Source organism: Pollutibacter soli, assembly GCA_029269725.1.
Classification (GTDB): Bacteria; Bacteroidota; Bacteroidia; order Chitinophagales; family Chitinophagaceae; genus Pollutibacter; species Pollutibacter soli.
In genome coordinates this window covers 519,494-540,472 of the sequence record JARJHS010000002.1, presented here as the reverse complement: position 1 = coordinate 540,472, position 20,979 = coordinate 519,494, and the positions used below count along the sequence as shown (strand labels likewise).

Genomic DNA, 20,979 nt, shown 5'->3' with positions numbered 1-20,979 from the left:
CAGATCTGGTGGAGTCAGCTGATAAATAGAATTCGTTTTCAATTCCTGCTTTCTTCACGGTTTTCAGTTTTCAGCCCGAAGGGAATCAGCTTCATGAACAGAGGTCATGATCACTTTCTTCCTGTTTCTGTTTCTCTTTCTGTCCGCTGTTTCAACTTTCCTCCCCGTTTTCTATGTTCCGTTTCTGCCTCTTCCTGTATTCCGTATTCCACACCCTGCATTCTCACCCTGGTATCGTCAGCTCCACTCTCGTTCCTTCGGCCGCTCCTGTATCATCCATCAGATCTTCAATAAACACTTTAGTATCGGTATTGTACAGTTTATTGATGATCTCAATTCTATCTTCTGTTATCCGCATTCCCATCGACTTACGGCTTCGTGTACCTGTTTTTGAACTGATTGCTGCTGCTTTCTCACGGCCTATTCCATTGTCCTCGATAATACATATAATTCCTGTTTCTGTTTTTTTGATATGTATCGATACCTTACTCTTTCCTTTGTTCGCTTCTTTGTGCATCAGTCCATGCCAGATAGCATTTTCAACATAAGGCTGAACCAGCATCGGCGGTATATTTACCATAGTAGTGTCTATATCTTCATCAACAAGAATCTCATATACAAAACGGTCTTTGAATCTCAGATTTTCCATCTGCAGATAAAGATCAAGTGTCTCCAGTTCTTCTTTCAGCGTGATGTAGTTACTTCTTGAATTATTGAGAATAAGGCGCATCAGTCGCGCAAAACTATTGAGGTACTCGGAAGCTTTCTTCGATTCATTACGGATGATATAGCTATCGATCGAATTAAGACTGTTGAATAAGAAGTGAGGATTCATTTGGGCCAGCAAGGCACTCATCTCCACATTGGCCAGTTTCTTTTCGAACTCAACTTTTATTCTTGTTTTCTCACGTACCTGTTTCAATCTCATCTGGTATAATTGCCATATGGCATATGCAATGGCTAAAACTGCAAGCGTCTGGAATATCCACATGTTCCACCAGGCAGTGGCAACATGAACGGGTAATGTACTTATCTCTTCGTTCCATACCCCTTCGTTATTAGCGGCCTGTACCTGGAAAGTATAATCACCTGCGGGAATATTTGTATAGTTTACAAAATTCCGATCAGTGGCTTCAATCCACTGATCTTCAAAACCAGAAAGGCGATATCGAAATCGAACAGCGTTTCCCAGCGTATATGCTTTTGCTGAAAAAGAAAATGAGAAAAAGTTCTGCCAGTATTTAAGATACAGCTGACTGGTATCGACGGTCACCATGGTGATGGTATTCGGCTTTTCCAAAACCTGGATCTGTGTTATATATGGTACAGGCTTTTCCGTGTTTCTTCTTAGCTGTTTTGTATTTGCGAAAACAACATCATTCCTTCCGCCAAACACAGCAATGTCATTGGAAATAATATTAAACGAATAAAAATCCGGTTCCCTTAATCCATAACTGAAATCAAACTGATCCGGTACTAAAGTCTTGGGGTCAATTCTGAACAGACTCTTTTTCGTATATCCCCAGATATTACCTTCATTATCTGAGCTGATCTTGGGGAAATCTGTCAGTCCGAATTTTGTATAATAATCCATCACAGAGGTGAGTCCCTTCTCCGGTTGATTTATCCATCCGAATCCGATTTTTCCATCTGCTCCATTCACCCACACACGTCCTTCGGCATCTTCTGCAAAACCTTTAATAATTGAAATTGTATTGGTGGAATCATGATCAGCGAGGAAATGCATGAACTTTTGCTTAGACTGATCAAAATACACATAGCCATTGTTTCTGCTGATCCAGATATTCTTACGACTGTCTTCAAACAATGAAACCAGCGTATTAAATGGTTGTTTTGTGTCAGGCAGATTAAGTTCATCCATATAGTGTTTAATAGTTCCGGTAGCAGGGTTCCAGACGAATAAGCCGTTGCCATAAGCCGAAAACCACAGTTTGCCTGAACTGTCCCAGATTAATTCTCCATATCGGTAATCATCTGCGTTTTGAAGCAGGTGCAATGGACGCATGTCTCCTGTTGCATCATTATAAGTAAAAAGCCCTTCATCCGTGGCTATAGTGTAAAGTCCACCCGTTGCTTTTGCGAAACCCCTGACCAGGAATCGTTCAAGTCTTCTGTTTTTTGGAATGGAAAGATTTTGTGTACGCCAGGTCTTTTCTGTCAGGTCGAAATGATGGATCTTTCCGCCGACTCTCGGAAGAATGACCAATTGATTTTTGATTTTGTCTTCAATGATATAAAAGTTAAATCCCCATTGATTATTTGCGGGATTTTCGCGGGCCCAGACATTAAATTGTTGCACCACGGGATCAAATACATATACGCCGTTGGTGGAACCTTCCCAAATCCTGTTGCTCTCATCAATGAAGTCAACCCCGTAAAAAAGTGAATTGTTAAAATCGTTTTTCTGCCTGTATGTAATCTTCTTTTTGTCGGTATCCCAAACGGCTACTCCCATTCCCGATGTAATCCAGATTTCATTTCGGGATTTACGAAGCAGTTTCCTTATACCGGTTTCAATAACCTCTTCTCCGGGGCCTCCCTGGTTTTGTAACGGGATCAGTTTACCGGTTAACGATTCAAAAATGTGCATGCCTGTGGACCAATTACCGGTATACAGGAGTCCGTCATCATGATAATATATTCTCCGGAATGCATTCAATGCGTTTTCATATTTCTTTTCCGGATGCTTAAAAAAATGTCTTTTGATGGAATGGGTATACCTGTTCATTTCCAGCAGACCAGCAACAGTACCTGCATAGATGATACTGTCATTGTCATTATTAACACATATGCTCAGGATATGATTATAAACAAAGTTCTCCGGTATACTATCTGGTCGCTTCCAATAAAAGCTATCAAACTTTCCTGTTTTCGGGCTGTACCGATGTACTCCCTGGTTACGAGTGCCGATCCATATGTCTCCACTTCTATCGGCGTAAATCAGGTTTGCACCAAACCCCTGCTGACGTAATATGGTTGGTAATGTCCCGTCTTCGTTGAACTGAATATTTGTAAAGCGATTGTTTCGGGTATTCAATATCGATAGGCCCAGGTCTGTCGCTGCCCAAATACTATCCCCTACAGCAAGTACACAATTGATACGGTTATCAGCAATCGAGTTGCTGTCAGAAGGATTATGCTGGTATACTTTAAACCGGTTACCATCAAAACGACAAATACCATCACCCGTACCTATCCATATAAAACCGTTCCGGCATTTATCAATTGATCGTACTGAGTTGGATGAAAGCCCCTGATCTGTCGTGAAAATGGTCGGTCTATGAAAAACAGTTTGTGCTTCAGCAGCGCTATACCCTAAGGTAAAAGCCGCCAGGATGGTCATTTGCTGAACAAAACCGAATACCCGCATAAAGTATCTGATAGGCTTTTAAAATATACGAATATTTCCTCAGGCAGAAATATGCAGAAAGCTCCTCATTTCCCCGAACATTAAAAATACTGACTGATTATTTAGCCTGTTCTGATGCGCAGTTGACTATTCCTGATGAGTAGAGGATTTTAAGTCATGCTAAGATGACTTTTACCCTGGTGAAAAAACGGTGCAGGAACATTCTTCTCAACAGGATTTAACAGGTACGCATTCAAACAATACAACCGATAATATGCTGATGGCCCCGCAAAACAATCAGTTTAGTTTTGTGTCGGAAATGGAAGAAGAGAAGTTTAGGAATTAAGAAAAGAGAATAATGATGATAAAGTTTATGATGGTATTTGTTTTCATGCTTATCGGTTATCTGGACAGTGCATCAGATCCATGTAAACAAAAACAGGAAGTTGAAATTGAAAAAAGGATTAAAGGCGCAGCAAAAGAACAAATGGAAAAGACATTGTTGCTGGCGGAAAACAGGTTCCCCTTCCGTTAATTCAAATTTGAAAACATAAGGCAAGATGAAAGCTGCGACCCGGTTGAATAATAACGAGACAAAAACTAACACGATGAAAAGGCTTTTATTTTTTGGGTATGGTTGTTTGGCTTATGGGATATTCTGCTTCAGCCTGATGTATTCCTTTCTCTTTATCGGCAATTTTATCAATAACGACACTGAATTGATCGGAACAGGAACGAATGACGCGAACGCACTTTTTATCAACCTGATTCTGCTGGGATTCATTTCCATGTTTTACCAGTTTTTCCTGCGTACAGAAGCGTGGAACAATTTTAAAAACAGTATCCCGCAGCCACTACGCCGCAGCACTTTTGTTTTACTCTGCAGTCTTTGTGCAATACTGTTCAACGTTTGTTGGATACCTATGGATCAAAAGCTTTGGATGATAAAACAAGGGTTATTGCACGATGTACTTATTATACTTTTCATTGGCGGATGGATGCTTGCGCTGCTCAGTACATTCCTGATCAATCATTTCGATTTTTTCGGAGTAAGGCAGACATGGCTATACTTTCAGAGACGCAACTACTTCGCTCCTAAATTCAAAACTGCGTTGATTCAGAAGATAGCCTACCATCCGATGTATCTCGGGCTGATGATAGGTTTCTGGGTAACGCCGGTAATGACCGTATCTCATTTTCTTACTTCACTACTCGTGAGTTTCCTGGTGCTCGCGGTAGCAAGTAATAATGAATTCAATTTGTTCAGCCAGGTTGGTAATCGTTACAAAAATTACATTAACAATATTCCGGTATCAATGATGAACAGCAGACGAAAAAGGGCGGCATAAAATAGAAAATGAGTGGATGATTTAACAAATACGGTTCTTTTTATTACGCATAATCCCGCTGCCGGTTCCCCGGCGGCGGCTTTTTATAAAGGCTGAATGAAAGTAAGTAGGAAGTAGTAAGTGAGTAAGTTTAAGTGTAAAGTTGAAGATTGAAGATTGAAGATTGAAAGTTAGTATACAGTTTATAAGAATTGTTGGATTTTTTGACAAAAAATATTTAAACTGTCACTCTCAATCGCGGGCTGTTCCCTACTTATTACTTACTACTTACTTCTTACTATTTTCGCATCATGAACATTAAAGTAATCGCCTTCGATGCCGATGATACGCTTTGGGTAAACGAACCTTATTTCCAGGAGACTGAACAGAAATTCTGTTCTCTGCTTGAAGATTATCTCCCTCATCATAGTGTTGGCCAGGAATTGTTTAAAACAGAAATGCAGAATTTGTCACTCTATGGGTATGGCGTGAAAGGATTTATGCTGTCCATGGTGGAAACGGCATTGCGTGTTTCGAACAATACCGCAAGCCTGGATGTTATTGAGAAAGCCATTGGCTTCGGAAAAGATTTACTGGGCAGGCCTATCGAGTTGCTGGAAGGTGTTGAAGAAGTTTTAAGAACCCTGCATGGTAAGTACAGACTTGTCGTGGCTACAAAAGGTGATCTGCTTGACCAGGAACGAAAACTGAAGAAGTCGGGGATCGAACATTATTTTCATCACATCGAGATCATGAGTGATAAACAGGAAGCCGATTATAAAAAGCTGATCAAACACCTGGACATTCCGGCGGATCAGTTTCTGATGTTGGGAAATTCATTAAAATCCGACGTACTGCCCGTACTGGCTATTGGCGGTCACGCATTTCACATTCCTTATCATACGACCTGGGCTCATGAAAAAATCGAACACCATGTGGATCATCCCAATTTCAGGCAACTGGAATCCATAACCGAAGTTATTTCCGCAATACCTGTGCAGGTTTGAATTGATACAGGATATGTTGAACGATACCCATAGATTCCCGCATTTCTTTTTCATTCATGGATGCAAAGCCCATGCGTAAACCATTGTAATTTGTTTTTTCAGAATTATAATAAAGGCCGTCACTCATCTGCAGGCCGGCGACTGCTGCCAGAGAAGAAATCTCCGGAAGAGGGAACTGTTTTGCAAACCTCACCCAGAAAGCAAGCCCTCCGGACGGGGTTTTGAAACTGATCCTGTCCCCCAGCATCGAAGTTAACAGGGCCGCAAAAACATCCCGTCGCTGGTGGTATAGTTTCACGGACTTCTTCAAATGCCGCTGCATATCTCCCTTTTCAAACAAATATGCAAGTGCTTCCTCGAGAACATGATCACCACGTATGTCAATCAGCCTACGGAATTTAGATGCATTCTGAATAAAACTTTCTGCACCGATCATGTATCCCACACGAAAACCCGGCGAAAGTGATTTTGTCAAAGAACCGATATAAATGACCAATCCATCATGATCGGAGCTGGCCAGTGGAAGAATTGGGCTGCTGCTGTAATGAAAATCAAAATCATAGTCGTCTTCGATCACTGGTATCTGATACTTTACAACGAGATTCAGAAGAGCCATTCTGCGGGCAGCCGTCAACGTTACCGTAGTGGGATGATGATGGTGAGGAATGATGTAGATCAGATCCGGGCGCTGCTTTGAACAATAATTACTGACCCAATCGATGTCCATTCCATTTTCGTCGACGGGTACACGAACGAGCCTGGCTCCTGATGTTTTAAAAGTAACGTCAGCCAAGTGATAATTCGGATCACCGGCAAGTACTACAGAGCCGGGTTTTACCAAAAGTTGCGAAGCAAGATAAATTGACATCTGCGCGCCACGCGTGATCATCACGTTTGCTGCTGACAAACGGAGGCCTCGCGTTTCTGAAACAAATCCCGCCAAAACTTCCCGCAGAGAATATATACCTGCAGGATCTGCAGCTCCGCTGAATTTTTTTCGCTTCGATTGAATAATCAGGCTTTTGTATTCGCGTAACAGTAATTCTGTCGGAGCAATTCTGTGATCAGGATAACCATCATTGATCGATAACCTGAATCGCTGGCCGGAAGGAACCGATGTAAGAATATCCGGGAAGGAAGATATTCCAGGCGACTTTTTTGAGCTATAACCAATCGCCTGTGAAGAAGTGTTGAAATTCCGCGGTTTGGTTAACGGTAGTTCGTTCGAAACAGTTATTCCACGGCGTGGATTGGTTTGTGCCCAATCCTGCGAAACCAGTTCATCATATGCTGCCACAACCGTTTTCCTATGGAGTTGAAGAATTTCCGCCATTTCCCTGCTGGCCGGAAGTTTTGATCCCGGCTGGATATTTCCCTTCCGGATCAATGTTATGAGCTGGTTGGCAACCTGCAGGTACACCGGCGTGCCAACCTTCCGATTGATGATGATCAAGCTGCTGAATGGAAGCATCTGGACTACTTATTATATTAAATCTGGACTACTAAGGTAGTCCAAATCAATTTTAATTTTGGTTGTCACTAAATAATGAACCTATTATGATTACGAATACGGCAGTCATCCGCGAAGCGAAAACAGATGATGAAATCATTTTTTGCTGGGAAGTGGTTGAAGCGTTAAGGCCTCATCTGGAAAAAGAAAACCTCATATCCCAGGTGAAAGAAATGATGAAGGAAGGATACCGGATGTTTTTTGTTGAAGCGGGTGGAAAGGCGGTGTGCTTCGCGGGATTTCGTGAAATGTATATGCTGTATTGCGGAAAAATTATTTATATCGATGACCTGAGTACACTGCCTGATCATCGCGGTAAAGGATACGCTGGAATGTTACTGAATCATATACATCAGCTGGCAAAAGATCTCGGGAAAGCAGCGGTCCATCTCGACAGTGGCCATCACCGACACACGGCACATCGCCTTTACCTGAATAAAGGATACGTTATTACCTCCCATCATTTCGCTAATACTTTTACCCGATAGACAGGCCAACGAATCTTATGGATCGGATGTAAAACAGAAGGCCTTTACCGGTGGGTAAAGGCTTTATTCTGTTCAATTACTTGTAAAGCTCAGACCAACGGAACTGATCTGGACATACCATACCTGTTCGGTAAAACCGTCATTTTTGTTTCCCAATCATTCTCCAGTTAACTAAACTACGCGTACGTGTTTGCCGGTCTGGAGGAAGTTTGCCACAATGTCTTTGTGATTTTCGTCGTTGGCGGAAACCATTACCAGGTCAATACTGGCGTCCGATATCAGATCTTCAATATTGCTGGCTACGGTAGCCTCCGGAAATTGGGTCTGAACCCAGTCTGGCATTGATTTTTTCTGAGGCAATATTTTTATCAGGCGATATCCGTTTTTACTATTGATTCCTGCGATTCTGAATGATTTTCCCGCTACACCTTTCTCAATTGCACCGATGTTATTAAACGTTTCCATGATTAATAATTTTACGTTCTCACTATACGTTTACACTGCAAATCTAGCTATTTTTGTTTAAACGATTAAACATTGCCAATTATTGTGCCGTAATCGGTTGTAATTGAGTCTTTTACCGGCACAGTCAACAATATATAGAGTTATCTGTTTGATAAACAACTATTTGCAAATTATAAACGAATTTTGTCCAGGATTGCTAAGTGAATATGAAAAAGAAGCCAGGATTGAAAGACATTGCCCAGGAAGCCGGCGTTTCTACCGCCCTGGTATCCTATGTGCTGAACAATAAAAAAGAGGGCAGAATCAATAAGGATCTGGCGCAGAAAATCAAACAGATTGCCCGCAGCCTGAACTATCGCACCAACCAGATTGCACGCAGCTTAAAGACCAACAGAACGCATACGATCGGATTGATCGTTGCTGATATCTCCAATAACTTTTCATCGAGCCTGGCAAGAATTATCGAAGATGAAGCTGATCATCATGGATACACTGTACTCTTCGGAAGCTCGGATGAAAACGATGCGAAATTCGAACGGATACTCGACACGCTCGTTACACGCCAGGTCGATGGTTTGATTATGGCGCCACCCGAGAATACCGAAAACCAGGTTAGAATTCTCCAGCAACAACAAGTTCCTTTCGTGTTGTTTGATCGCTATTATCCCGGATTTCAATGCAATTATGTAGCGTTGGATAATTTTGGTGCAGTTTACAAGGGCGTCACCCACCTGATCAATAAGAATAGAAAAAAGATCGGATTGATCACCTACAGAAGTTCCTTGTTTCATCTGCAGGAACGTGTGCGGGGCTATGTCGAAGCTTTAAACGACAACGGGATAGGATTTAACCCTGAGCGATTGAAAGAAGTGGACATCATTTACAGAAAAACCGAGATCGAAACTGCGATTGATGATCTCCTCTTTCATAAAGATCCGGTTGATGCGATAATATTTGGCTCGAATAGTATCGCACTGAACGGACTGAAACATATCCTGAAGCGGAATATCTCTGTACCCGATGCACTTGAAATCGTAAGCTTCGATGAAACGGATGCGCAGGATCTTTTTAATGCTTCAATGACTTTTTTGAGACAACCTATGTTAGAGATGGGGCAAACTGCTACCAGGATTTTATTGGATCAAATGAACAAATCAAAGACGCCACAGGAGATAATACTGCAGGCGGAAATGATTCACGTCGAACGTTAAACGTTAAACGTCGAACGTTGAACGTCGACCTCTGACGATGGAAAAGCCTGATTGTTTGATAAATTTTTTCAAAGAGTTTAAGAGGCAGAATTGACCTATTGCTAATTACAATTAGCCATTTTTCTGCAAACTAAATTTGAATTCTGAATACTTACTTTTCGGGATGCATCCTGCACCCGAAAGTGCTAACGTTGAACGTAAAACGTTCAACGCGAAACATAATGCTCGAGCGGCTGCCTGTTTTGCAGACTTCTGGCGAGCGTCATTTCATCTGCATATTCCAGTTCACCTCCAAAGGAAATTCCTCTGGCGATAGTGGTGATCTTGAGTTTGTCCTGTTGCAGTTTTTTCTGGATATAGTAGATTGTTGTGTCGCCCTGTATGGTCGGGCTCAAAGCAAAAATCAACTCTTCTGCCGGAATTGTTTTTACCCTGTTATGAAGAGATTCAATTTTCAATTGATCCGGACCGACACCGTCCAGAGGTGAAATCACTCCACCCAAAACATGGTATACGCCGTTGAATTGTTGTGTGCTTTCAATAGCAATGACATCGCGGATGGTTTCCACTACACAGATCATTTCCTTTTTGCGTGAAGGATTGCTGCAAATGGAACAGATTTCTGTATCGGAAATATTAAAGCACATGGAACAGAAACGGATATTTTTCCGCATTGAGGCAATTGTCTCACTGAATTGTTCTACCTGGGAATTTTCCTGTTTAAGCAAATGCAATACAAGACGCAGAGCTGTCTTCTTCCCTATCCCGGGCAGTTGTGCAAAAGCATTTACTGCCGACTCCAATAATTGCGATGAAAACTGCATCCTGCAAATGTACTGCTAGTTATTTACGTCGGAGAGATCGATGATAAATTCGTTATCCCAGTTTGGCCTCACATTTAATTTTTGTTTGCGGGCGACGACCCTTTCCGGCTGAATTTTTTTCCAGTAGTCACCTGTGTCCCAAACACCGTTATTATTGCGATCGTATAAAATTCTTATCTCGTACTCGCCCGGTCGGAAAAGTGGTATCTGAACCCGCTGATTATTTAATTTCAAAGACATTTCCTCATTATCTCCTTTAAAAAACATAAGTCTGGGGTGGTCGGTTGTATCCAGATTTTTAATGTCCAGCCTTACTGATCCATACTCGCTCGCTGCTTTTGCAGCAAATGGAATCGTATCTGTTTTCATTATCGAATGACCCAGTGAATCAGCTGCAAAATCTTTCACTAGGACCAGGTTATATTTTTTATCGGCTACCCATTGATGCGTGAGGATAAGTTTTTTCGGAATGGTATCCTGGCGCAGTGTATATGCTCCTGCCGGATTAAATGTTTCATCTGTAAGAAGCAGTTTCGAAGAATCCCACCTCGACAATGGATTTTCAAAATTCAATTCAAGGTTGCCGAGTATATCCAGTTTGCCACCCTGTAAATTGGTAGAATATTTCAGACGCTTATCGTCTTTGTCTTTGTCCTTCTGATCTTTGGGTTTTGCTGTTGTCGATTTTTTTTCAATCTCCTCTTCTTTGTATGGTTCCTCAAAAGCATATAATACAGGATTTGCAGCCTGCCCTGCCTGAACAGGTCCATCCAAAAAACCGATAAGTTCACTTGATTGATCAAATTTTCTGCCGCCGTCAACATCTCTTAAAGCATATATATGGTAACTACCGGCAGCCAGGTGAGTTAAACTGAAATTACCATCCCTATCAACCCTTGTGTAATAGCGGGGTGTTTGTTTTGCAACAGTCGAATCGTCCACAGGATCACGGTACAATGTAACAATCATCGTACTATCTGTTTTCCCGGTTTCAGCTATAAATACTCTACCATGAAGCGTAAGTGAATCGATATAAGATCCGGTGGAAAAAGTATAATGGAAGTTTCTGAGGATGTTATTTTCATTGATATCCTTGATCGCATTTCCGAAATCGATACTGTATGTGGTGTTGGGCTCGAGTGTATCCTTCAGCCTGATGATCACTGTTTTCAGTTTGCCCTCAACAGATGGCACCACTTTAGGGACAGGCGAATAAATGAGTTTCTCAAATGGGTTATCCAGCGCAACGTATTCATCAAATTCAAGCACGATCCTGTTTCCCTGGAAATTGATTGTATTCTCGCCAGGAGCAGCCTTTACAAGTACGGGAGGCAATGTATCCCGCGGGCCGCCGGTTGGAGGAAGTGGCTGACCACAGCCGTAAACCAAAAGGAAAAACATCAATAGTAAACATGCGGATCCACCAATGCGGGAGAACAATTTTAAACTCATGGTTTTCACGAAGCTGCAAACTTAGCTTGTTTTATCTGCCTGAAGGCACAGTCCTGATGCTGAAACCGGATTTTATCTAAACTTTTTCAAAATCACCAACAGCGACACTAATTTTCTTCGTCGTCCGCGTCCTGTTTTATTTCATGTAGCGCGACAGCCATATTGTTTGTTTTTACAAAATTGCACCAATGGCAATCTTCCTTTCCACAGCCGGTATAAAAGTCATGGGCCTGGATCTTGTTCCAGACAGTGCTGATCTGAGCAGCCACTGTTGTGGTATCCTCAGGCCTGATAGCTATTTTGCTTCTCCGATAATTCTTTTTCTTATCAGGTTCGATAAAATCAAACTCCGTACTCACCACCCGCCAGTCTTTTGATTTCTCATTATCCACCAACAATTTGTAAAATACGGCCTGCCGCCAGTAGTCGCCACCGTTAGGTTCTTTGTCTGATGGGCCTTTTAATTTTGGTTGAGCTTTATCAGGATCACCAGTTTTATAATCTACCACATTCACTTCCTTACCATCAAACTCAAGTTTATCAATTTTCCCTTTGATGGGAACGTCATTAATTACCACATTGTTAATGTTTCGCTCTATACTCACTATCGTGTTGAAACTGTCGATATACTTTTCGTAATAATTGGTAAGAACTTCCTGGCCATATTCCAATCGTCGGTCAAATTGCTCGCGTGTAAAACTTTCCCGATGACGGTGCATATACCAGTCGAAATCATTGATGAATTCCGGTAACGATGGAAATCGCCCGGTATCCGTTCTTTTTCTGAATAATTGTTCCAACGCATAATGAACGGAGGAACCAAATTCTGTTGCTTCATTTTTTGGCGACGGAATCCTGATCAGGTTTTTAAAATAGAATTCCAGTGGACAGCGCAGGTAATTATTTAAGGCTGTTACATTCATCTTAAATCCCGCCAGCATTCTGTCCACAAAAACCTTCTCCATTTTTTCAATCTCCGGAGCAGCTACTGTAAACTCCAGCATGGTAAACTGATCCATCACTTCGTTGTCCAAGGCAACAGTTATTGCTTTCAGGTGAGGGTTCGCATCCAGGATTTCCACAATAAATTTAGATGGCTCCTGTTCTTTACCATCATCCTTGAATTTCGCGTAAGAAATAAGTAAATGTAATTCCGCCCTCGTGAGTGCGACGTAAAACAACCGCCTCAACTCTTCTTCATTTTTTGATGCCGGCAGAGAATTGAAAATGGTATCCGGAAAACTGTATCCGCCTCCGGGTTTTCTTTTTTTCTCCCAGATTCCTGCATTGCATCCCGCAAAAAAAACATAGCTGAACTCCAGGCCTTTCGAGCCATGTGCAGTCAATAAATGAATACCATCTTCATTACCATTCACCTGCACCAAAGGAATTCTTATCCCCTCTTTTTCCATAAGATCAAAAAGAGAAACCAGCTCGTGCAGATTCATCGATGGTTTGCGCCTGGTTTCTTCTTTGATGAAATTGAAAAGCGAAGTGAGTATCTGGAACCCGGCATGCTTATCCGGACTTCGCATAATCACATTCAGTACTCCTGCTTTTCTGATCACCAATTCGAACAAACCCTGCAGTGTAAGATTAGGAACTGCCTGGATGAGTTCTTCTAAAATAGCAGATACATTTTTTATATTTTCAGGAAGCGCCGGAGTAAATAAATCTTTTGCCGGCTGTTGGCTTTTTTGGATCAACTGCTGCCGCAAACTGGTTTTAACTTTGTCAGATTTTTTCTCATAGGTTTCATAAGTAAGCTCCGCTATGGTTACCGGAGGAACATTGAACCAGTCAAAATGCAGAAGTTCGAAAAGTAATTCTTCGCCTCCGAATGGTTGATCGTGCTCTGCATCAAGATAGCGGAGAAGGGTCAGTATTTTTTTTGCAAGTGGAAGTTCAAGAATATTCAGGAATCGTTTAGTGTAGGCCGGTAGTCCCAGTTTACTGAAAACATCCATCAACGATTCTCCATACTTGTTTTCCTTATAAATGATTGCGATCCGGCCAGGCTTCACACCTTCAGAAATCAGTCGTTGTACTTCCAGCACAATTCCCGCCATTTCATCCCGCTGGGTGTTATATTCCCTGATGATTGGCTGATGATCGAGGTTATTGATTCTTGTATTTGATGATACGAGGTCTTTGCTTAATCCAGGCAATCGTTTTACCAGGCGTTCATCATTTCGGTTAATCAATGATCCTGAAATATTGAGAATCGGCTGTACAGAACGGTAGTTGCTGGTCAACACAACGCGGAGTAAATCATCACTGTACTGGTTGGCAAAATCCAGCATGTTTTCAACGTTGGCGCCCTGGAAACGAAATATGCTCTGATCGTCATCGCCCACTACAAAAATGTTTGGTCTGTCCCAATAATTGATCAGTAGCTGTACTAAGCGATTCTGTGTTCCGCTGGTATCCTGGAATTCATCCACCAGGATATAAAGAAATTGTTCCTGGTACCTGTTAAGTAAAACAGGGTCTTCAACAAATGCCTTTATGACCCAGTTGATCATATCATCAAAATCATAGCGGTTATTGGCCTTCATGATTTTTTCATACTCACGCGAAAGCTCAACCGCTGCACGGAGCTTTGCCATTTTCTCCTTTTCCGCTTCGATCTGGTCCTTTTTCAGATCCCCCGGGAGATTGTCTTTGTATTTTCTTTTATAGATGAATTCATCTCTATTTGGAAGATCATTGATATACGCATCGATCCTTTGATTGATCCATTCCGGTGTCCATCCTTCTTTTTTCATTACACTGAACAACGGTGCGAGATTGGTGATCTCATAGTAAACATCGCCACGGTAGCGTTTTAAAGGATGATTTTTGGGTAGATCATCGATCAGCTGTTTCAGAAACCCGATCTTTTCCAGTTCGGATACAGGATCCAAAGAGGTCTTTTCAAAATGAGAAAGGTTTTCCTGGATTACATCATTACAAAAAGCATGAAAAGTATAAATATTAACCTGGTATGCTTCCGGTCCGATGAACTGAAGTAGTCTTTTACGCATCGCAACAACACCGGCATCTGTATAGGTAAGGCAAAGAATATTTTCGGGTGAGGTATCCGTTTCCAACAGGATTTTTCCAATCCGACTCGCAAGAATCTGGGTCTTCCCGGTACCCGGACCTGCAATCACCATCACCGGCCCTTCGATCGTATCCACCGCCAGTTTTTGTTGTTCATTCAACCGCTGATATTCTTCCTGGAACTTAGATCGTAATTTTTCCTTTGACAATGCCATTATGATCGAACTTTTGTTTCCTGTGCCTGTTTATCGCCAATAGATTTGCCAACTTCAAATATCCGGAAATGTCAGTGCATTCATTTCAACGTGTACAAAACTTTACAGCTCCCCTGGAGGAAGTCTGGAATTTTTTTGCCAGCCCTTCAAACCTTGCAGTACTCACACCAGAATATCTTAATCTGAATTTCACAAACAAGATTTACGGCTCAGCTATGTATCCTGGCCAGATCATCACTTATAATGTGAGGCCCTTGTTTGGTATTCCTTTTTTCTGGATGACGGAAATTACGCAGGTCAGGCCAATGGAATACTTTATTGACCAGCAGGTGCGCGGTCCTTTTAGTTTGTGGCATCATCAGCATCATTTCCGTGAAACGGATTCAGGCGTTGAAATGACCGACCTGATACACTATAAAATTCCGTTAGGTATGCTGGGTTCAATAGCAGCACCAATCGTGCAAAAAAAACTCAGGGAGATTTTTGGTTACCGTTTTCGGAAAGGAGAAGAATTGTTCAATGTTAAACGTTCAACGTTGAACCTGCCTTAGCCGGCAGGCAGGCGCTTAACGTTAGCCCCTGATAATCAACGTCGCGGTGATTAATCAACGATCTTCACCGAGGCACTTCTCTCTTCTAATTCCCGCCTGAAAATTACCCTGTTTGGGGTATTGGTTGTGACATTTCATAATTTTAATTTGCATTCATTCTGACAAGGCAGCCTTGTTAACCAGCAAAATGTAAAGCATTGCAATGCATGATTTTCGGACTTCCCAAATTACCTAACCAGGGTCCGGAAATTAAAAAGCCCCAATACCACGGGGCTTTTTTATGTGTTAAGTTTTAAGTTGTAGGTTTTAAGTACGCTCTTGATTGATTCAGGCCCTTACTTAGAACTTACTACTTATCACCTATAACTTATCCAGGCATCCTGGAAATGTACTTCTCAATCTGTTTGATCTGATCAACGACTTGTTGTGCGGTAGGTTTTTGTGCTTTCGCTTTGCGGAAAAAATCTTTTGCAGCGCGGAACTCTCTTTTCTGGATCATGATCTGGCACATCTGCAGGTAGGCGAGCGCCAGACTTTCTTTATCCGGGATACCGGCTTTGATGGCCTGGCGGATCATGCTTTCCCCCTGGCGCATATCGCCTTTCTGAAGCGCCATCATTCCCAGCTGAAGTTTGTTCGATCCTTCGGCTTCTTTCATCGCAGAGCCCAGGGAAAGGCTTTTCTTCATATGTTTTTCAGCAGAATCAAAATCCTGTTTCATCATCGCCAGGTTCCCCTTAAGTGTGTAATACACCGAACGAACAGGTTTGTACAACAGGTTGGGGAACCAGATGGTTGACAGCACCTTTTCTGCACCCTCGAAATCACCGCTTTCCAGGTGATCCTGGATCAGGCGGAGCGGTCCGATGAAAAAATGTGTGAACAAAAGAATAACAGCGATAATATATAAAGCCAGTGAAGGCCAGAACCCGCTGGACAGATTAATAGCGATTGCACCAAGGAGACACACAATACCCAGCCAGAACCGATATTTCAAAAAGAGATTAAGCCATTTCATGGTCAAAAAATTGGATGGCAAAGATAGGCGCGAAGTACGAAGTACGAGCGCCGAAAGCTGAACTAAGACACTTTTTTGCCGGAATCCCTTATTTTTGCAACCCGTTTGAAGTAAAATAGGCAAAAGGTAATAGGCAAAAGGTAATAGGCAAAAGGTAATAGGTAATAGGCAATAGGCAATAGGGGAAAGTTGAAGGTTAAAGGTTTTCGATTCGCCTTCGCATTTCGGCCTTCGGCCTTTATAATGGTCCCGTAGTTCAATGGATAGAATAGGAGTTTCCTAAACTCTAGATACAAGTTCGATTCTTGTCGGGACTACTAAATTTTTTCTGTGTTTTTGCCTACGTACTAAAAATTCTCAATCAGGATTTTTATGCAAAGGGCATGGTCAGGATCTCCAAAAATGATTGGGTCAATACAATTCAGGCATGACCCGGTCTGTCAACCCTTATCTTCCTTTTACAATCGTGTATTGCGAACAATTTGCCACAGAACAGGAAGCTATTGCATGGGAAAAATAACAATAGCCTAAAACCTTTGCGGCATTGAATTTTCCAGGCTAAGCCTTCCCAATACTGCTGAAAAATAGATGATTCTCAGCATTCATCACCCGTCTGTCAATCATCAATCAAATGCTTGTTTTTAACACACCTGTAATAAATACCTTAACCTTATTCGGATTTTCTGAAAAAATCGGAATCGTTTTAAATGTTCAGCTGGTAAGCAGTTATGTGAAACGCCCGTTGCGGATGTTATCGCAACTGCTTGAAAAACATTTTATTTTAAAGCCGCCCGGGAACGCCAAACCTCAATTAAGCAAATCATCAAGTGGAATGGCATCCAGGTAAGGGTACAAAGGTTCCATATGAGTAAACGCCCGGAATTCTGTTATGGACTTGTTTTGCATGTTGCAATAGGATTCCACATAATAGTCGGGGAACTGAAATAAAAAGACTACGCAGTCTTCCCAGGTTCTTTTGCCAACAAGTACCCCTTCATGGAGCAGGTTACCTTTTTTTTGTTCCTCATCAAGCAAGATAAATTCAGAAAGCTTCATTGTTACCATTTTTACGTGTGAACGAATTGATGCTTACGAAAACCTTTTCCGAACTATGAACGATGTACTAAAAACGAAGGACAGTAAATCTGTAGCTGAAATGACCTGTAACTACTGTGGGGTCGCAAAAAATAAACATGAGACAAATAGAAAAATCTTTGCAGACCCGTGAGGCGGAGTAAAAATAGCAATTTTGTTTGAAAGTTATAGAAATTTAGTTTTCCAAGATAAGTACACAAAAAAGTATGGCTGTATTAATGGCAGGAAATCCTATCGTGCCTTCTGATAGAAAATTCCTCCAGCGGTCCATTCAACCAGCGTAAATTAAAATGGCGTTCTGTCTGAACGCCATTTTAATTTACGCTGACTATTTTTTACTGAATTCCCAGATTCATTTTCTTCTTCCAGAAGTAATAAGACAAAATCCCCGGCACAATCCAAATCAACATGAACATCATCATTGGGTCAACTTTTCCTGACAATGCAATTCCCGAATATACAACGGCAATCAGGTCGAAAAACAAACCGGCATAGGCCCACTCTTTTATAGTTTTTAGTCCTGGAATCAAAATGATGATCGATCCGATAATTTTCGCATAACCCGTAAATGGAATAAAATAAACCGGATACCCCAGCTGATCATGTATCAGTGTTTTTGCATCTTCATTAACAAGTATGCTTCCATAAGATGAAAATATCATCAATGCTGCAAATAAAATAGTAAATACCCAGTAAAGAATGTTGATGGTTTTCGGTTGCATGTTGCCTTTTTATATTTAAATGTTAATATAAAAAAAGTTTTGGAAAGCTGTTGTGATCTAACGTTGATAAAATCAGCCAGACGGCATTTTTAAAAATACTTCATTCGGTGTGCAGGGCCCCCACCAGATCTATTGTTCCCTGAAGGCAGTCTATCGGATGCAGTGTGTATGATTTGAAACTTTCTATCTGAATATTATAACCGCGAAGTATTAATGATCACTTCCAAAGAGGCACACCCTCTGTAAAACTCTTCATTATCAAAACCTGCTTCTTACTAATCAAGCGACGCCTTCGGAATACCAGTTATTTCGTTTATTATATACCGTTAGTCTTGTCGATAACTGCGATGAAAATTCTAAATATTTCATTTCATCAAAAGACTGTCCGATCGATAGCCGGACTATCTTAAAGTATTAAACTGCAAGATGAAGAGTAAAGAAAGCACCTGATAAGGTTAAAACGCGGGAGTTGGGGAGATAATACCGCACTTTTAACGTAGGTTATCGCGATTAAGTTGTTACATTACACTAATGAATTTTCAACCTTCCACTAGGCCGACCCATCTTTTGCTTGCTGATGACGATAATGATGACTACGAAATTTTCAAAGTTGTTGTAAATGATATTCCAGTTGCAACCATTCTGTCCCGTGTAGAAGATGGCGAGAAGTTGATGGAGTTTCTCAAAAATGAAGTCCCGGATATTTTGTTCCTCGATATAGGCATGCCGTGTAAAGATGGCAGAACCTGCATCAAACAACTAAGAGCAGATTCGCGCTATGATTTTCTTCCCATCATCGTATATACTTCCTTTGTACAGAAAAACGAAATAGAATATTTTTTCAGACAAGGAGCAAATCTGTATTTAGAAAAACCGATTTTCTACGAGGATTTGAAACAGCTTTTAGAAGAAATCCTCGCTACGAATTGGAAACACGAGATCTCCTATCCACCTATGGATTCGTTTTTTAAACCGTCCAGGTATAAAAAATAATTTCCTGTAAGCAGGTACACTAGTTATCACAACTCATCCTGATGATTGAACTAACTGTCAGCCTTGCTATTTTACATCTGAAAAAATCTGCTGAAAAGATCATGAGCGATGCGACTACTTCCTGGCCTCGCTGATCAGCGCACTCATCGAAGCTTTCATCGGTGCCGCACCAAATTTTTGGGAAAGTTCATTCTCAAGTTTAGCCTTTATCTCATCGATCGATTCGGGGTGTTGTTGCCTGATTTCTCTAAAAATTAATCCGCCATCAACCAGGCCACACGCTGCTTTCTTTGCGGTTTCACAAACCGAATACATTTCTGCTATTTCAATTGATATTCCTGAGAACCCTGTTTTTTTCAGAAGTTCTTTTATCTCCACTTCATCATGCATAGAAACCGGAAGATCGTATGTTGTGGAAATGGGTTCATGTAAATAATTTTCAGCCAGTTTCCTCGCCGTATGAGATGCTGTGTTTTTCTCAAGTTTATCCCAGGTCGTAAACAACAACTTACCGCCTGGTTTTAATACACGATAAGCTTCTGTGAACGCTTTACACTTGTCCTGAACAAACATATATCCGAAGCAACAAATAATCAGGTCGATACTCTCATCACTAAATGGGAGTTGTTGTGCATCGATAATCTGCCATTCAACTTTAAAATGTTTCAATTTTTTCTTTGCTTCAGCGAGCATTTCTTCGTCAATATCTGATGCTATAAACTTCGCTGAAGCCGGTATATTTTTCAGTATACAGAGTGTAACGATACCTGTACCCGCTGCGATCTCCAGCACAACAGAATCTCCGGCAACATCTATACGGTTTGCAACTTCTATCGCATAAGGCTCAAAATACAAGGGACCAAAAAACTGGTCATAATGAACAATTCGGTTCACGGGCTGTTCAGATGGTGCCGATTCAGTTGAGGGATCATTCATACAATCTTTGTTTGTGGAACCGTATTGCTAATCTCCAAGACAAGGACATCAAAACCGCCTCTTAATTCTCTGATGTCAATTACAATGCACTGATCCCGCAGATCAATCCTGTATTTAACACAAAAGTTTTCACTGCGCTTTTACCGGAACGACAAACCGTGTATCTGACCATTCAAAAACAACGTTAACACCACCGTCTGCTTCAATCATGGAAATGGTATACTGCTCTACAGGATGTTCACTATGCGTGACCGGAACTTTTGTATGCAAAACATCCAGGCTCTTATCAGGTTCAAACGCTCCCCATTTGCCCAATTCAGAATTTAAAACGATCTCAAATGCATCACTCCCCGGAATGGCATACATTCTATAGGTCCCCGCTTTTACAGGTTCACCATTGAACAATACATCTTTATTGACGGTGATTTCGGTGGATTCATTCGCGCCAAGCCGCCAGTACTTTCCATAAGGCTGGAGCGCTTTCTCTTTATCGGTGCCAAATATCAGCCGCCCGCGAACTGACGGTCGGCTATAATTTATCAAAACAGTCAGTCCGTTGACTGTCAACTCCGTTTTCCCCGGAGGACTTAAGGTCCGGCCACGGTAGTTCAGATAGGCAAACCCGATGGCCAGCAATACTACCAGGGAAAGAACACCGATAATAATTTTCTTTTTCATACCGAATATTTATTTCTTCTTTCTGACAATTACTTTAATTGTCTTTCGATTTGATTTTCTATGAAAGAGTA

Annotated in this window: 18 protein-coding genes and 1 tRNA gene; 8 read left to right on the top strand and 11 right to left on the bottom strand. The window is 41.5% G+C overall.

Annotation, left to right across the window (positions count from 1 at the left end; genetic code table 11):
- Positions 1–223: 223 nt before the first annotated feature.
- Positions 224–3,391 carry a sensor histidine kinase gene (locus P2W82_RS06785; RefSeq protein ID WP_336515096.1) on the bottom strand — a complete coding sequence of 1,056 codons (3,168 nt, stop codon included), beginning with the start codon at positions 3,389–3,391 and terminating at the stop codon, positions 224–226.
- A gap of 337 nt (positions 3,392–3,728) precedes the next feature.
- Between P2W82_RS06785 and P2W82_RS06780 the strand changes: the two genes are divergently transcribed.
- From P2W82_RS06780 to P2W82_RS06770, 3 genes are all read left to right on the top strand, one after another.
- The gene (locus P2W82_RS06780) at positions 3,729–3,905 is read left to right on the top strand and encodes a hypothetical protein (protein ID WP_336515095.1); all 177 of its coding nucleotides are present in this window, start codon (positions 3,729–3,731) and stop codon (positions 3,903–3,905) included.
- A 73-nt stretch (positions 3,906–3,978) separates the two neighbouring features.
- On the top strand, positions 3,979–4,719 hold the full coding sequence (locus tag P2W82_RS06775; protein ID WP_336515094.1) for a hypothetical protein: 741 nt from the start codon (positions 3,979–3,981) through the stop codon (positions 4,717–4,719).
- Positions 4,720–5,009: 290 nt separating this feature from the next.
- Positions 5,010–5,705 carry an HAD family hydrolase gene (locus P2W82_RS06770; protein WP_336515093.1) on the top strand — a complete coding sequence of 232 codons (696 nt, stop codon included), beginning with the start codon at positions 5,010–5,012 and terminating at the stop codon, positions 5,703–5,705.
- Here P2W82_RS06770 and P2W82_RS06765 read toward each other — a convergent pair.
- Entirely contained in the window at positions 5,677–7,176 is a 1,500-nt protein-coding gene (locus tag P2W82_RS06765; protein ID WP_336515092.1) for an aminotransferase-like domain-containing protein, read from the bottom strand. The two genes, P2W82_RS06770 and P2W82_RS06765, sit on opposite strands and share 29 nt — an antisense overlap.
- Before the next feature lie 86 nt (positions 7,177–7,262).
- Here P2W82_RS06765 and P2W82_RS06760 point away from each other — a divergent pair, with 86 nt between their 5' ends.
- A complete protein-coding gene (locus tag P2W82_RS06760) occupies positions 7,263–7,703 on the top strand; it encodes a GNAT family N-acetyltransferase (RefSeq protein ID WP_336515091.1) in 441 nt (146 codons plus the stop codon).
- A 171-nt stretch (positions 7,704–7,874) separates the two neighbouring features.
- Here P2W82_RS06760 and P2W82_RS06755 read toward each other — a convergent pair whose 3' ends face one another.
- Positions 7,875–8,168, bottom strand: a complete 294-nt coding sequence (locus P2W82_RS06755) for a Gfo/Idh/MocA family oxidoreductase (protein ID WP_336515090.1) — start codon at positions 8,166–8,168, stop codon at positions 7,875–7,877.
- A gap of 206 nt (positions 8,169–8,374) precedes the next feature.
- Here P2W82_RS06755 and P2W82_RS06750 point away from each other — a divergent pair, with 206 nt between their 5' ends.
- Positions 8,375–9,379 carry a LacI family DNA-binding transcriptional regulator gene (locus P2W82_RS06750; RefSeq protein ID WP_336515089.1) on the top strand — a complete coding sequence of 335 codons (1,005 nt, stop codon included), beginning with the start codon at positions 8,375–8,377 and terminating at the stop codon, positions 9,377–9,379.
- Positions 9,380–9,585: 206 nt separating this feature from the next.
- On the opposite strand, the gene recR is transcribed toward P2W82_RS06750, so the two are convergent.
- From recR to P2W82_RS06735, 3 genes are all read right to left on the bottom strand, one after another.
- Positions 9,586–10,203 (bottom strand): recombination mediator RecR, encoded by a 618-nt coding sequence (gene recR / locus P2W82_RS06745; protein ID WP_336515088.1) that lies wholly within the window; start codon positions 10,201–10,203, stop codon positions 9,586–9,588.
- Positions 10,204–10,218: 15 nt separating this feature from the next.
- Entirely contained in the window at positions 10,219–11,655 is a 1,437-nt protein-coding gene (locus P2W82_RS06740; protein WP_336515087.1) for an Ig-like domain-containing domain, read from the bottom strand.
- 107 nt (positions 11,656–11,762) lie between these two features.
- A complete protein-coding gene (locus P2W82_RS06735) occupies positions 11,763–14,915 on the bottom strand; it encodes an ATP-dependent helicase (protein ID WP_336515086.1) in 3,153 nt (1,050 codons plus the stop codon).
- Positions 14,916–14,983: 68 nt separating this feature from the next.
- On the opposite strand from P2W82_RS06735, the gene P2W82_RS06730 reads away from it, so the two are divergent.
- The gene (locus P2W82_RS06730) at positions 14,984–15,466 is read left to right on the top strand and encodes an SRPBCC family protein (protein WP_336515085.1); all 483 of its coding nucleotides are present in this window, start codon (positions 14,984–14,986) and stop codon (positions 15,464–15,466) included.
- Between the two features lie 367 nt (positions 15,467–15,833).
- Here P2W82_RS06730 and P2W82_RS06725 read toward each other — a convergent pair whose 3' ends face one another.
- On the bottom strand, positions 15,834–16,484 hold the full coding sequence (locus tag P2W82_RS06725) for a tetratricopeptide repeat protein (protein ID WP_336515084.1): 651 nt from the start codon (positions 16,482–16,484) through the stop codon (positions 15,834–15,836).
- A 245-nt stretch (positions 16,485–16,729) separates the two neighbouring features.
- Between P2W82_RS06725 and P2W82_RS06720 the strand changes: the two genes are divergently transcribed.
- A tRNA-Arg gene (locus P2W82_RS06720) sits at positions 16,730–16,801 on the top strand.
- 490 nt (positions 16,802–17,291) lie between these two features.
- On the opposite strand, the gene P2W82_RS06715 is transcribed toward P2W82_RS06720, so the two are convergent.
- Together P2W82_RS06715 and P2W82_RS06710 are read right to left on the bottom strand one after the other, a co-directional pair.
- Entirely contained in the window at positions 17,292–17,540 is a 249-nt protein-coding gene (locus P2W82_RS06715; RefSeq protein WP_336515083.1) for a hypothetical protein, read from the bottom strand.
- Between the two features lie 374 nt (positions 17,541–17,914).
- The gene (locus P2W82_RS06710) at positions 17,915–18,301 is read right to left on the bottom strand and encodes a DoxX family protein (RefSeq protein WP_336515082.1); all 387 of its coding nucleotides are present in this window, start codon (positions 18,299–18,301) and stop codon (positions 17,915–17,917) included.
- 531 nt (positions 18,302–18,832) lie between these two features.
- Here P2W82_RS06710 and P2W82_RS06705 point away from each other — a divergent pair.
- Positions 18,833–19,294 carry a response regulator gene (locus tag P2W82_RS06705; protein ID WP_336515081.1) on the top strand — a complete coding sequence of 154 codons (462 nt, stop codon included), beginning with the start codon at positions 18,833–18,835 and terminating at the stop codon, positions 19,292–19,294.
- 114 nt (positions 19,295–19,408) lie between these two features.
- On the opposite strand, the gene P2W82_RS06700 is transcribed toward P2W82_RS06705, so the two are convergent.
- Together P2W82_RS06700 and P2W82_RS06695 are read right to left on the bottom strand one after the other, a co-directional pair.
- Positions 19,409–20,230 (bottom strand): class I SAM-dependent methyltransferase, encoded by an 822-nt coding sequence (locus P2W82_RS06700; protein ID WP_336515080.1) that lies wholly within the window; start codon positions 20,228–20,230, stop codon positions 19,409–19,411.
- Between the two features lie 129 nt (positions 20,231–20,359).
- Positions 20,360–20,908 (bottom strand): DUF2911 domain-containing protein, encoded by a 549-nt coding sequence (locus tag P2W82_RS06695; protein ID WP_336515079.1) that lies wholly within the window; start codon positions 20,906–20,908, stop codon positions 20,360–20,362.
- Between the last annotated feature and the right edge of the window lie 71 nt (positions 20,909–20,979).

Excerpts from the sequence above, each read along its gene's own strand:
- P2W82_RS06715 (WP_336515083.1), bottom strand. The coding sequence starts at position 17,540 with ATGAAGCTTTCTGAATTTATCTTGCTTGATGAGGAACAAAAAAAAGGT.
- P2W82_RS06760 (WP_336515091.1), top strand. The coding sequence starts at position 7,263 with ATGATTACGAATACGGCAGTCATCCGCGAAGCGAAAACAGATGATGAA.
- P2W82_RS06780 (WP_336515095.1), top strand. The coding sequence starts at position 3,729 with ATGATGATAAAGTTTATGATGGTATTTGTTTTCATGCTTATCGGTTAT.
- P2W82_RS06700 (WP_336515080.1), bottom strand. The coding sequence starts at position 20,230 with ATGAATGATCCCTCAACTGAATCGGCACCATCTGAACAGCCCGTGAAC.
- P2W82_RS06705 (WP_336515081.1), top strand. The coding sequence starts at position 18,833 with ATGAATTTTCAACCTTCCACTAGGCCGACCCATCTTTTGCTTGCTGAT.
- P2W82_RS06725 (WP_336515084.1), bottom strand. The coding sequence starts at position 16,484 with ATGAAATGGCTTAATCTCTTTTTGAAATATCGGTTCTGGCTGGGTATT.
- P2W82_RS06785 (WP_336515096.1), bottom strand. The coding sequence starts at position 3,391 with ATGCGGGTATTCGGTTTTGTTCAGCAAATGACCATCCTGGCGGCTTTT.
- P2W82_RS06750 (WP_336515089.1), top strand. The coding sequence starts at position 8,375 with ATGAAAAAGAAGCCAGGATTGAAAGACATTGCCCAGGAAGCCGGCGTT.
- recR (WP_336515088.1), bottom strand. The coding sequence starts at position 10,203 with ATGCAGTTTTCATCGCAATTATTGGAGTCGGCAGTAAATGCTTTTGCA.
- P2W82_RS06755 (WP_336515090.1), bottom strand. The coding sequence starts at position 8,168 with ATGGAAACGTTTAATAACATCGGTGCAATTGAGAAAGGTGTAGCGGGA.
- P2W82_RS06710 (WP_336515082.1), bottom strand. The coding sequence starts at position 18,301 with ATGCAACCGAAAACCATCAACATTCTTTACTGGGTATTTACTATTTTA.
- P2W82_RS06695 (WP_336515079.1), bottom strand. The coding sequence starts at position 20,908 with ATGAAAAAGAAAATTATTATCGGTGTTCTTTCCCTGGTAGTATTGCTG.
- P2W82_RS06730 (WP_336515085.1), top strand. The coding sequence starts at position 14,984 with ATGTCAGTGCATTCATTTCAACGTGTACAAAACTTTACAGCTCCCCTG.
- P2W82_RS06770 (WP_336515093.1), top strand. The coding sequence starts at position 5,010 with ATGAACATTAAAGTAATCGCCTTCGATGCCGATGATACGCTTTGGGTA.
- P2W82_RS06765 (WP_336515092.1), bottom strand. The coding sequence starts at position 7,176 with ATGCTTCCATTCAGCAGCTTGATCATCATCAATCGGAAGGTTGGCACG.
- P2W82_RS06775 (WP_336515094.1), top strand. The coding sequence starts at position 3,979 with ATGAAAAGGCTTTTATTTTTTGGGTATGGTTGTTTGGCTTATGGGATA.
- P2W82_RS06740 (WP_336515087.1), bottom strand. The coding sequence starts at position 11,655 with ATGAGTTTAAAATTGTTCTCCCGCATTGGTGGATCCGCATGTTTACTA.
- P2W82_RS06735 (WP_336515086.1), bottom strand. The coding sequence starts at position 14,915 with ATGGCATTGTCAAAGGAAAAATTACGATCTAAGTTCCAGGAAGAATAT.